Genomic DNA, 11,636 nt, shown 5'->3' with positions numbered 1-11,636 from the left:
GCTCCGTAGCATTCTGGATGTGTCCACGACCGCATCCACCAGCACCGGCCTCTCCGGCATCTTCGCGAAGTTCGTCGCCAGGTTCCTCGTGAAGTGGATCAAGAAGACCCTTGGCGCCGGGAGCGCCCCCAGTGGGCCCGCCCTGACCGGCACGCCGTCGCAGGTCGCCGGCCGGCCCCAGCGGGACCGGAGCAGGGAGGACTTCGGCCAGCACACCGGCGCCACGGGTGGCCGGGCGTTCGAGGACCCCGGTGAGGCACGCGCCATCGGTGGCGACGACTACGGGGCCCATCGGGGCGTGCTCCAGGACCGCCCGTACCGGCACCTCACCCCCGAGCAACGCCGTGCGGCGATCTGGACCGGGGACGACCTCCAGCAGCAGCGCGAGGCGCTGCGCCGGGCCGACCCCGAGGTGCTGCGCGACCATGGACTCAACGACAAGCAGGTGGCGCAGTGCCAGCAGGGCCGGGTGCCCTCGGGGCACCTCGTGGACAGGATCGCGACCAACTGGGTGCTTCTCCGGACCACCCCGGAGAACCAGCTGCTCGCCAACAGCCTCCACAGCCAGCTCGTCGACATCCGCGTCGGCGAGACCCGGATCCTCGCCATCGGCTCCGACGGAACCCACGTCGTGCTCGTGCTCGGGGCGGCCTCGTGACCGACTTCGCCGCCGCCGTCGCCGCTGCAACCGCCGACGGCTACCCCCAACCGCCTGCGGCCAACACCGACCAGGTGACGGCCATCGCCTCCGCCTTCGCGCGGCTCTTCGAACTCCAGCTCCCCGACGACTACCGGGCGTTCCTGCTGACCTGCAACGGCTTCGAGCACGACGGCCGCCTGTTCTACGGGATCGTCGACGCCTGGGGCGACAACGAGTTCCACCCCGGCCTGTTCGACTCCAACGAACGGCTGGTGCACGGGCTCGACTCGGTCGAGACCCCGCTCCGGTTCGTCGGCGAGTCGGGCCACGAGCTGTTCGCGCACGACACCGAGGACACCTGCTGGAAGGTGGTGGACCGGATCACGTGGACCAGCGACGACCCGTCCCGCACGTACGCGACCTTCGGTGAACTGTTCGCCTCGGTCCATCCCACCCTGACCTGAGAAAGGCCACCTGATGAATGAGTTCGAAGACGTCCTGCGCAGGCTCGCCGAGCAGGTCGAGCAGCCCGTCGAGGTCCCGGAACCGCCGAAGGTCTCCGGCGAGGGCCATTCGGAGGACGAGATGGTGCGCATCACCGTCTCCGGCGGCGAGGTCGAGGACGTCTCGATCGACCCGCGGTCGCTGCGCAAGTCCAGCGTCGAACTGGCCGACGACATCCGGGCGGCCGTCAACGGCGCGATCGGGGCCCACAACCGGGCCCTCCACGAGGCGATGACCGCCGACGCCCCGGACCCGGCGGCGATCGGCGGGGCCATCGACGGCATCCGCGAGGAGGCGGCCCGCTCGCTGGACGAGTACCTGGACAAGATGACGGCGATGTTGGAGCAGCACGCGGCGAGGCAGGGTTGACCCGATGAGCAGCGCAGCGATCGTCTTCGACCCGGCCTCCTACGAGCGGGCGGGCTCCATCATCTCCGAGGCCACAGTGTTCATCCACAACGAGATCGACAACCTCGTGGCCTCCGTCTCCGACTTCAGGATCCTCGGCGAGAACGACGTCCTCGGCAAGATCGTGAACCAGCTCTACCGCGCCTTCATGGAGGCGTTCGGCGAGATCGTGAAGGGTCTGGTCGACGGCCTCCTCGACCAGGCCCAGACCCTCCAGATGGTGGGTCGCCTGTACCAGGACACCACCGAGGCGGCCGAGGCACTCTCGGCGCTCGTGGGGAAGGACTACTGATGAGCATCAACCTCCCGGGCGTACTCGTCCAGTTCATCAACATGTGCGGCTTCGAGTTCCCCGAGGGCCAGGAGACCGAAATCCTGCAGTGGGCGAGCAAGTGGCAGCGCTTCTCCGACGCCGTCACCCGGCTGGTGCAGACCAGCACCGAGGCCGCCGACCACGTGAAGGCCCGCAACGAGGGCCCGGCCGTGGGCGCCTTCGTGGAGAACTTCGAGAGCGACAACTCCCCCAGGGACGTCTCCGAGAACCTGTCGAAGGCTGCTTCTGTGACCGGCACGTGCCTCCTGGTGATCGGCGCCGCGATCCTGGTGCTGAAGATCCTCATGATCGTGGACCTGTCGGTGTTCGCCGCGAAGTTCTGGGCGGCCATCGCCGCCATCCCCGCCACCTTCGGGGCCTCGCTCGGCTGGATCCCGCCGGCCCAGGTGCTCTGCCAGAACCTGATCAAGGTCGGCATCGAGATGGCCGCGAAGAAGGTGCTCGCCTGAGCACCTCCGGACCTCCCGTAGAATCTTCTTCATGACAGACGAGCCGCGCATCGCCTCCGCCTGGGGGCTCGCCACGATCCACAGCACCTCAGAGGTGCTGGACGCCTGGTACCCCCGCCCGGAACTGGGCGACGGCGCACCCGACGACGCACCGTCGGCGCTGGTCGAGGCGCAGTTCGACGACGACATCCGCCAGGTCGAGACCAAGGTGGTGCGCACCCAGATCAACCTGGACGAGCCACCCACCGGCGTGGAGGACGCCTACCTGCGGCTCCACCTGCTGAGCCACCGCCTGGTGCGCCCGCACGGGCTGAACCTCGAGGGCATCTTCGGCAAGCTGCCCAACAACGCCTTCACCAGCCGTGGGCCGTGCCGCCCCGACGACGTGAACCGGATCCGGGCCCTCCTGCGCGCCCGCGGCGAGCAGCTCATCGTCTACGGGCTGGACAAGTTCCCCCGCATGATCGACTACGTCACCCCCACCGGGGTCCGGATCGCCGACGCGGACCGGGTGCGGCTCGGGGCTCACCTGGCCTCCGGCACCACAGTCATGCACGAGGGGTTCGTCAACTTCAACGCCGGCACGCTCGGCACGTCCATGGTGGAGGGCCGCATCTCCGCCGGGGTCGTCGTGGGCGACGGCTCGGACATCGGGGGCGGCGCCTCCATCATGGGCACGCTCTCCGGCGGCGGCCAGGAGGTCATCCACATCGGGGAGAGGTGCCTGCTCGGGGCGGAGTCCGGCATCGGCATCTCACTGGGCGACGACTGCGTCGTCGAGGCTGGTCTCTACGTCACCGCCGGCACGAAGCTGACCCTCGCCGACGGCAGGGTGGTGAAGGCACGCGAGCTCTCCGGCCAGAACGACCTGCTGTTCCTGCGCGACTCCATCTCCGGCAAGGTCCTCGCCAAGAGCCGCCACGGCGCCCCGGTCAGGCTCAACGCTGACCTGCACGCCAACTGATGTCGAAGAAGACACTCGCCTGGACCGTCGCACTCGTCCTGGCCATCGGTCTCCTCGGGTTCGGCGCCTGGAAGGGTTACGACTACCTGATGAGCCGCCTCGTGCGGGAGCGCTGCTACGTGAATGTCGACGGCTCCGAGCAGTTGCAGCTCACCGCGGAGCAGTCCCGCAACGCCGCCGTCATCGTCGCCGCCTCGTACAAGGCCGACCTGCCCGCCCAGGCCGCGGTCATCGCACTCGCGACCGCCTGGCAGGAGTCGGGCCTGCGCAACCTCGACTACGGCGACCGGGACTCCCTCGGGCTGTTCCAGCAGCGCCCCTCCTACGGCTGGGGAACCGAGGAACAGATATTGGACCCCTGGTACTCGTCGGGCCGCTTCTACGAGGAACTGGTGAAATTCGACGACTGGGAGAACCGCGGCATCACCGAGATGGCCCAGGCGGTGCAGCGCAGCGGCCACCCGGACGCCTACCGCAAGCACGAGGAGAACGCCATCGCGCTGGCGGGTTCCCTGCGCGGCACCCGCCCGGCGTCCCTGTCCTGCGTGGACCGCACCGACACCCCCGGCGACCCGGCAGCCTTCGCCGACGTCGTCGCGCAGGTTCCGGGCGTCACGTCCACCGTCGACGGCACCACGGTGACCCTCACCTCCGACGACGACGCGGCGCTGTGGGCAGCGACACAGCTCGCTTTGGCAAATACCAGACTCGCGGGGATAGAGTCGGCTGTCATGCCCGGCCACACCTGGCGGCAGGGCAACACGACCACATGGAGCCAAGGCTCACCCGACGGCCAACCAGGAGTCGGGACACTCAAACTGAGGCAATGATGACCACCCCGATGACCGGTGCGCAGTGGACGGCGTCCCTGCGGGACCCCGACCTGCCGGCAGTTGCGGCACTACTCACCGACGACACCTCCGGCCCACTGGACGCCCTCGCGCGGACCACGGGCGGCACGCTCGTCGCCCACCACCTGACCAACGTCACCTGGTGGCCCGGCAAGAGCTGCACGGTGCAGTGGACCGCGCAGATCGAGGGCGGACGCCTCGCCGGCCTCGGCGAGTTCGTCGCCACCACCCAGGAGGGGCCCGACGGCGCGCTGCGCGTGGGTGACGGACCCAATGGCGTCACCGTGTGGAAGGTCCCCCACGACCCGTTCCTGCCCGCCCTGGAGCGGGTTCTGGATCCCGGGGTGGCGGCCCAGCTGGTGGCCGGCCTCGACGGCGACCTGGGCTCCCCCACCACCCGACTGCGCGCCTACCGCCCCGGCCGCCGCGCGGTTGTCGAGGCGCAGGGCGAGGGCGGTCACCGCGTCTACCTCAAGCTGGTCAAGCCCAAGCGGTTGGAGGGGCTCCGCCGCCGCCACGACGAGCTCTCGCAGCACGTTCCCGTACCACAGCCGCTGGGCGCACACCCCGAGCTCGGCCTGCTGGTGATGCCGACCATGCGCGGCCGCACGCTGCGTGAGGTCCTGGAGGACCCCGGCGCCACCCTGCCGGACCCGGAGGCCGTCGTCGCCCTGCCGGAGCAGCTGCCCGAGCTGTCGCGGATGGGCGAGGTGACCTCCTCCATCAACGCCGCCGTCCGGATGGCTGAGATCCTCACCGCGTTGCTGCCCTCGCAGGCCGAGAGGGTCAGGACCCTGCTGGAGCGCATCGGCTCCGACGAGGTCACCGAGCGGGTGGTGGCGCACGGCGACTACCACGAGGCCCAGCTCCTCGTGGAGGACGGTGAAATCGTCAGCCTCCTGGACGTCGACACGGTCGGCTGGGGTCGGCCCGCCGAGGACGCGGCAGTGATGCTGGCGCACCTGACGCTCTGGTCCGCGATCTCCTCGCAGCCCGACCGGGTCCGCTCCTACGCCGTCGAACTGCAGCGGCTCTGGGACGACAGGCTCGACGGGGTTGACCTGCGCAGGCGGGTGGCGGCGCGGCTGATGGGCCTGGCCGTGGGTCCGTTCCGGGCCCAGGCTCCGGACTGGCCCGCCCAGGTGTCCTGGCGGCTCGACCTTGCGGAGAGCTGGCTCGACTCCGCGGAGTGCTGCACCGACTGAAGCGCGCCGGGCGCATGCGGCGCCTGCTACTGCGTGAGCCGGGCTGCTGCGGCGGCGATGCGCTCGTCGGTCGCGGTCAGCGCGATCCGGACGTGCTGGTGGGATTCTCGACCGTAGAAGTCCCCGGGCGCCGCGAGGATGCCCCGCTCCGCGAGCCAGTCGATCGTGTCCCGGCAGTTCTCGTCCCGGGTCGCCCAAAGGTACAGGGCGCCCTCGGAGTGGTCGATCCTGAATCCCGCCTGCTCCAGCGCGCTGCGCAGCGTGCGGCGGCGGCCCAGGTAGCGCTCCCGCTGCTCGTCGACGTGGGACTGGTCGGCGAGCATGGCGCGCATGGCGGCCTGGACAGGGTCCGACAGCATCATCCCGAGGTGCTTGCGGACCGCGATCAGTTCGGCGATGACGCTCCGGTCCCCCGCGACGAAACCCGCGCGGTAGCCGGCGGCGTTGGAACGCTTGGAAACGGAGTGGACGGCGAGCAGACCCGTCAGGTCGCCGTCGTTGACGCGCGGGTCCAGCACGGAGAGCACCTCGGCGTCCCAGCCGAACTCGGCGTAGCACTCGTCGCTGGCCAGCACCGCACCCGCGGATCGTGCCGCCGCGACCCACGCTCGCAGTTCCTCGAGCCCGAGGATGCGGCCGGTGGGGTTGGCCGGTGAGTTGATCCAGATGATGCCGGCGTCGTCGGGCACGCGCGCCGGGTCGTCGAGCGGGACGGGACGGGCACCGGAGACCAGGGCCCCGACCTCGTAGGTCGGGTAGGCGCACTCGGGGTGGACGACGGAGCGTCCCTGTCCGACCCCGAGCAGCTGCGGCAGCCAGCCCACCACTTCCTTGGTCCCGATCACCGGCAGCACGTTCTCGTCGGTCAGTTCCACCGAGGAGAGTTCCCGCTCGAGGTAGGAGATGATGGCGTCGCGCGTCCTCGGACAGCCCCACACAGTCGGGTAGCCGGGCGCCTGACCGGCCTCGGCGAGGGCCTTGACCGCGACGTCGGGCGTCGGGTCGACGGGCGTGCCGACGGACAGGTCGACGATCCCCCCTGGGTGCTCGGCCGCGCGTTGCTTGGCTGCTCGCAGCGAGTCCCATGGGAAGTCAGGGAGGCTGCGCGCCAGCGACATCACTCAGCCTGGGGCGGCAGTGCTTCGACCTTCGGGTGGTCGCCGTCGATGACACCCATCTTCGCGGCACCACCGGGCGAACCGATCTCGTCGAAGAACTGGACGTTGATGTCGTAGAACTCGGCCTGCTCGGCAGGAACGTCGTCCTCGTAGTAGATGGCCTCGACGGGGCAGACCGGCTCGCAGGCGCCGCAGTCCACGCACTCCTCGGGGTGGATGTAGAGCATCCGGTTGCCCTCGTAGATGCAGTCGACGGGACATTCCTCAACGCACGCCCGATCCTTCACGTCGACGCACGGCAGACCAATGATGTAGGTCATGAAGAACTCCTTCGTGTTGCAGACTGGGCAGGGCCCAGCCTAGCGCTAATCAACCACACACGATCTGGTCGCCCGCGGAGTACTTCCAGCGGTAGTCCTCCTTCTTCGCGACCTCACCGCCCTTGTAGAACAGGCGGCTCCACGTGACGGTGAACCCCTGGATGGCTGCCTGCGGTTCGCAGTCAGCGGAAGTGACGGTCCTCGTCTCCCCGTTGTAGTAGTCCGAGCGCACCAGTTCGGTGGACACGATCCGGTCCCATTCCTTGGTTCCCCAGATCTTGAACGTGATCGAGCCGCGCGAGCCCGAGGAGGACTTGTTGACGTAGCCCTGGATGTAGATGGGGTTCTGGGTGTCGTTCCGGAACTTCATGTCGATGGAGCCGTAGTAGATGGTCGCCTCCCGGCCCGCGGGGTAGCGGGAGAAGTACAGGGAGTGCGGCTTGTGCTCCACGTCCTCGAGACCGGCGAAGAAGCCGGCGTTGTACAGCGTGGTGGCGGCCTGTGAGATACCGCCGCCGGATTCGCGCACGAGGACGCCGCCGTTGATGACGTAGCCGTCGGTGTAGCCGTTCTCCGCGGTGCGCGGGCCGAGGGTGTCGTTGAGGCTGAAGACGTCCCCGGGCAGCAGGACGGAGCCGTTCACGGTGGCCGCGGCCCGTCCCAGGTTGGTGTTGCGGTACGCGGCGTGCGGGTAGTTCGTGGTGAACTCCCCGATGACCTCCTTCGGCTTGGCCGCCTCGGCCTCCGCAGTGGTGAAATCCGCAGGCAGGGGCACGATCTCGACGGCGGCGGTACGGGCCTCACCCTCCTTGACGAGGGCCTCGTCCAGTGCCGCGACGACCGCCTCGGGCTCGACGGTGCCGCCGTCGGTGGCCGGGACGACGGTCATGGTGCCACCCGAGAGCGTGTAGGAGGCGTCCTTCGCGTCGGCGAGGTCCAGCCCTTCCGTGCGAGCCTCCTCGGTCAGTTCCATCAGGAGCTCGCCGTCGATGCTGTGGCTGAAGGTTCCGGACTCGTCGAACGCGAGGGTGGTCACCTGGGCGATCTGCTCGGGGGTGACCTGGAAGCTGCCGTCACCGGCGGTGATGGTGACCGGTCCGGAGATGGCCGGCCCGGCGAAGGTATCCACCGCCTGGTCCACCTTCTGGGTGGTTACGGCCGGTTCCGACTCGGACAGGACGGGCTCGATCTCGAGTTCGCGGGTCTCGAAGGCCTCGACCACGGCGGTGGTGGTGGCGTCGGTGTCCAGCCTGGTGGCGTTGACCGAGTCGGTGCGGGCGATGGCGCCGTCCACGTAGGCGAGCGTGGCGTTCTCGGCCTCGGTCACGAACTTGTCCGACTGGCCCTCGACGGCGCGCTTGACCGCCGCCTGGTCCACGAGCTTCGGCAGTTCGACGGGGCCGCCGCCGTTGAACACGTTGATGATGTCGACGGGGTTCCAGCTGAAGCCGCCACCAGCGTCGGTGATGGCCTGCTCGTAGTCGAGCACGAACCCGTTCTCGAGCGGCGGGATCTCGATGACGGAGCCGTCGGTCGCGGCCATGGTGATCGGCTTGGCGTACTCCGGCCCCAGTTCGGCGCGCAACTTCTCCTCGGCCTGGGCCGGGGACAGCCCGCCGATGGCGACGCCCTCCACCTCGGCCTTTGCGGGGATCTGGTTCCCGGCGATGAAGTAGCCCCCGACGTAGACTCCTCCGAGGACGACGAGAAGGGCGATGATCCCACCCAGGACCCACTTCTTCTTGCCGCTGCCGCCGGACAACTTTCGCTCGCTCAACTTGCTCCCCTTCGAAGGCGACCCGCCGTCGCACTTGGACAATCGTACGTGGGCGCTGTGCCGCGACCAAAGCACGTTCGGCACCACCGACGTCCCCCGGCTAGGATCGACGGTTGGGTCGAGCACGATTTCAGGAGGAGCATTGGGTCTCAGGGACCGCATCAGGGCCACGGGGTTGCCGCGCACCACGTGGGTGCTCTCGGCGGCCGGCTTCCTGGTGGCGATCGGCTTCGGCGTGGTCATCCCGGTGCTCACCCCGTTCGCCCGCACGTTCGAGGCCAACGCGTTCCAGCTGGGCCTGGTGGTCAGCATGTTCGCGGCGATGCGGGCGGTGATGAGCCCGTTCGCGGCCCGGATCGGTCGCGGGATCGGTGAGCGCAACGCGATCACCATCGGAATGCTGATCGTCGCGGCCTCGACGGTGGCGACCGCCCTGGCCCCCAGCCTGGCCGCGATGATCGTGCTGCGCAGCCTCGGCGGCATCGGATCCGCGATGTTCACCATCTCGGCGATCAACATGCTGCTGGCGTCGGCCCCGGAGGACCTGCGCGGCCGGGCGTCGGGGCTCTACCAGGGCGGGTTCCTGCTGGGCTCGATGGGCGGTCCGGCCCTTGGTGGCCTGCTGGGCGCCATCTCCTACCGGGCGCCGTTCTACTTCTACGCCGTGATGCTCGTGGTGACCGCCGTGTTCGTCGCGTTCATGTTGCCCGCGCGGGCGCCCGTGCTGCACGCGCACTCGAGGGAGCCGCGTCGGTTCAGCGAGGTGCTGCGCGACGTGCGCTACCAGGCCGCCTGCGTGGCCGCTCTCGGGCAGGGCTGGCAGTCCTTCGGTGTCCGCAACGCGCTGATCCCGATCCTCGTGACCGAGATGTTGCTGCTGGACACCGCCTGGACCGGCGTCGCCTTCGCCGTGGCGGCCGCCGCCCAGACGGCGATGCTCGGCGCGGCCGGGACGTGGACAGACCGCTTGGGCCGCAAGCCGATCCTGATCGCTGCCGGGGTGATCTGCGGCCTGTCCACCATCGCGATGCCGTTCGCCCCGAACATCTGGCTGCTGATCCTGGTGCTGTGCGTCTACGGCGTCGGCGCCGCGTTCCAGGGGACCGCGCCGACCGCCGCCGTGGCGGACGCCACCGACGGCCGTGGCGGCGTCCCCGTCGCGGTGTTCTCGATGATCACCGACATCGGCGCCATCGCCGGCCCCTTGATCGCCGGGGCCATCATCGACGCGACGAACTTCGGCACGGGATTCCTCGTCGGCGGCCTTATCCTGCTGCTGGGCGCCGCCTACGCGCTGCTGATCCCGAAGTCCCTCGACCTGTCCTTCCGCAAGGAACGTGGCTCAGCGGATGTCGATGCGGAAAGGCAGGCTGAGGGCGCCGGGGATTGACAGGCCCAGCCAGGCCGCGGCCCGGACCAGGAGGTCCTCCGCAGTGGGCTGGCCGACCACGCCTGCGGCCGAGCGGGCCTCGCTGGAGTTGGCGGGCAGCAGGCGCTCCAGCATCCCCAGGTGTCCGATCCGCTCCACGGGCGTCTTGTCCGGGTCCAGGTCCGCCAGCGCGCAGGTGCGCTCCCAGGCGGTGCGCCAGCCACCGAGGTGGTCGACCAGGCCGCGCTCGTGGGCGTCGGCCCCCGTCCACACCCGGCCGCGGGCCAGTTTCTCGAGGTCCTCGTGGGCCATGCCCCGGTCCTCGGCGGCGAAGGTGGTGAAATCGGCGTAGATCCGGTCCAGCGACTCGTCGAGCTTGGCCCAGTCCTCCTCGGTGAACTCGCTGCTCGAGGACAGCATGCCGGCGCGGGCGCCGATGCGGATGGACTCGCGCTTGAGGCCGAGCCTGTCGTACAGGCCGGCGGTGACCATCTTGCCCGCGAGCACGCCGATGGAGCCGGTGAGGGTGGTGGGCTGGGCCACGATCTCGGTGCAGCCCATGGCCGCGTAGTAGCCGCCGGAGGCCGCCACGGAGCCCATGCGGGCCACCACGGGGCGGCCGCTCTCGCGGACCCGCAGCACGGCGCGCCGGATGAAGTCGGAGGCGACGGCGGACCCGCCGGGGCTGTCGATCTCGAACACGACGGCCTTGACTGCGTCGTCGCGCAGGACGGCCCGCAGGTGCTCGTCGACGACGTCGGAGCCCACCTGCTCGCCGCCCATGCCGCCGGGTCCTCCCCTGCCGGTGACGATCGCGCCGCGCAGCGGGACCACGGCCACCTTCGCGCCGTGCTTGCGCCGCACCGCGGCGAGCGACGGCTTCGGGCTCCACCGGGAGACGAACCTGAGGTGCTCGGGCTGGGCGCTCCAGGCGTCGAGGCACGCGGCGTAGGCCTGGTCCCGGTAGCCCAGGTGGTCCACCAGGTCCGCCGCGAGGGCGGCCTCCGGGGTGAGCGGGGACTCGTTGACGGCGTCCCACACGGCCGCGACGTCGAGGTTGCGGCGACGGGCGATGGTGGCGACGGCGTCGTCGACGATGGACTGCCCGATGCGCGTCATCATCTCGCGGTTGGCGTCGGTGACCTCGTCGGCGGAGAACTGGTCGGCGGCGGACTTGTACTCCTTGCGCTGCCCGAACTGGGGCTCCACGCCCACCTTGTTGAGCAGGCCCTTGAGCAGCACGATGTTCAGCTCCGCACCCCCGATTCCGACGGCCCCGGTGGGCTGCAGCCAGATCTCGTGGCAGGCGGTGGCGAGCTTGTAGGCGGCGAGGCTGTTGTCCAGCTCGCCGAACGACTCCGCCCAGGCGACGGTGGGCTTCGACTCGCCGAAGGTCTCGACCAACTGGCCGACCTCGTCGAGGATGCTGATCTGCTGCCCGGGGTTGACTGCGTGGACGACGAGCCCCGCCACCCGGCTGTCCTTCGCGGCGGCGTGCAGGTGCTCCCGAACGGCGGTCATGGTGGTGGCGTTGAGCGACTGCAGCGCCTTCAGAGGGTTGGTCGGCCGCACCTCGACCAGGCCGCGGGCCAGGTCCAGTTCCAGCACGACGGGCTTGGAGTCGAGTGCGGGCAGCTTGTCCAGGATGTCCTTGAGGCGCATGTCCCAAGGGTACTGGCGGCCCCAACCGGACGACG

The 11,636-nt window shown here is 69.8% G+C and carries 13 protein-coding genes; 9 read left to right on the top strand and 4 right to left on the bottom strand.

Going from position 1 to position 11,636, the window contains the following annotated elements:
* Positions 1-19: 19 nt before the first annotated feature.
* Genes FOJ82_RS06545 through FOJ82_RS06510 form a run of 8 tightly spaced genes read left to right on the top strand, consistent with a single transcriptional unit; the run spans position 20 to position 5,355 of the window.
* Positions 20-658, top strand: coding sequence for a hypothetical protein (locus tag FOJ82_RS06545; RefSeq protein WP_143937661.1), 639 nt, complete (start codon positions 20-22; stop codon positions 656-658).
* Positions 655-1,104: a YrhA family protein gene (locus tag FOJ82_RS06540; protein WP_143937660.1), complete on the top strand. Its 450-nt coding sequence runs from the start codon at positions 655-657 to the stop codon at positions 1,102-1,104. The genes FOJ82_RS06545 and FOJ82_RS06540 overlap by 4 nt, the downstream gene beginning before the upstream one ends.
* A 13-nt stretch (positions 1,105-1,117) precedes the next feature.
* Complete coding sequence (locus tag FOJ82_RS06535; RefSeq protein ID WP_143937659.1) at positions 1,118-1,513, top strand: YbaB/EbfC family nucleoid-associated protein; 396 nt, start codon at positions 1,118-1,120, stop codon at positions 1,511-1,513.
* Positions 1,514-1,517: 4 nt separating this feature from the next.
* On the top strand, positions 1,518-1,844 hold the full coding sequence (locus FOJ82_RS06530) for a hypothetical protein (protein WP_143937658.1): 327 nt from the start codon (positions 1,518-1,520) through the stop codon (positions 1,842-1,844).
* Positions 1,844-2,335, top strand: a complete 492-nt coding sequence (locus FOJ82_RS06525; RefSeq protein ID WP_143937657.1) for a WXG100-like domain-containing protein — start codon at positions 1,844-1,846, stop codon at positions 2,333-2,335. Before FOJ82_RS06530 ends, FOJ82_RS06525 begins: the two co-directional genes overlap by 1 nt.
* Before the next feature lie 31 nt (positions 2,336-2,366).
* On the top strand, positions 2,367-3,299 hold the full coding sequence (gene dapD / locus FOJ82_RS06520) for a 2,3,4,5-tetrahydropyridine-2,6-dicarboxylate N-succinyltransferase (protein WP_143937656.1): 933 nt from the start codon (positions 2,367-2,369) through the stop codon (positions 3,297-3,299).
* Positions 3,299-4,129, top strand: coding sequence for a hypothetical protein (locus FOJ82_RS06515; RefSeq protein ID WP_143937655.1), 831 nt, complete (start codon positions 3,299-3,301; stop codon positions 4,127-4,129). Before dapD ends, FOJ82_RS06515 begins: the two co-directional genes overlap by 1 nt.
* Positions 4,126-5,355, top strand: coding sequence for a phosphotransferase family protein (locus tag FOJ82_RS06510; RefSeq protein WP_143937654.1), 1,230 nt, complete (start codon positions 4,126-4,128; stop codon positions 5,353-5,355). The genes FOJ82_RS06515 and FOJ82_RS06510 overlap by 4 nt, the downstream gene beginning before the upstream one ends.
* A gap of 26 nt (positions 5,356-5,381) precedes the next feature.
* Here FOJ82_RS06510 and dapC read toward each other — a convergent pair whose 3' ends face one another.
* Genes dapC through FOJ82_RS06495 form a run of 3 tightly spaced genes read right to left on the bottom strand, consistent with a single transcriptional unit; the run spans position 5,382 to position 8,570 of the window.
* Positions 5,382-6,473, bottom strand: a complete 1,092-nt coding sequence (dapC, locus tag FOJ82_RS06505) for a succinyldiaminopimelate transaminase (RefSeq protein WP_143937653.1) — start codon at positions 6,471-6,473, stop codon at positions 5,382-5,384.
* Positions 6,473-6,793, bottom strand: coding sequence for a ferredoxin (gene fdxA / locus FOJ82_RS06500; RefSeq protein WP_143937652.1), 321 nt, complete (start codon positions 6,791-6,793; stop codon positions 6,473-6,475). The genes dapC and fdxA overlap by 1 nt, the downstream gene beginning before the upstream one ends.
* Positions 6,794-6,842: 49 nt before the next feature.
* On the bottom strand, positions 6,843-8,570 hold the full coding sequence (locus FOJ82_RS06495; protein WP_185975658.1) for a VanW family protein: 1,728 nt from the start codon (positions 8,568-8,570) through the stop codon (positions 6,843-6,845).
* A gap of 142 nt (positions 8,571-8,712) precedes the next feature.
* Here FOJ82_RS06495 and FOJ82_RS06490 point away from each other — a divergent pair, with 142 nt between their 5' ends.
* Positions 8,713-9,960 carry an MFS transporter gene (locus FOJ82_RS06490; RefSeq protein WP_246099783.1) on the top strand — a complete coding sequence of 416 codons (1,248 nt, stop codon included), beginning with the start codon at positions 8,713-8,715 and terminating at the stop codon, positions 9,958-9,960.
* Here the strand turns inward: FOJ82_RS06490 and sppA are convergent.
* A complete protein-coding gene (sppA, locus tag FOJ82_RS06485; RefSeq protein ID WP_143937649.1) occupies positions 9,913-11,601 on the bottom strand; it encodes a signal peptide peptidase SppA in 1,689 nt (562 codons plus the stop codon). The genes FOJ82_RS06490 and sppA overlap by 48 nt on opposite strands.
* Positions 11,602-11,636: the final 35 nt, after the last annotated feature.

It is taken from the genome of Tessaracoccus rhinocerotis (genome assembly GCF_007197885.1).
GTDB lineage: Bacteria > Actinomycetota > Actinomycetes > Propionibacteriales > Propionibacteriaceae > Arachnia > Arachnia rhinocerotis.
Note: the sequence above shows the minus strand (reverse complement) of the source record. Positions and strands in the feature narration are given on the sequence as shown.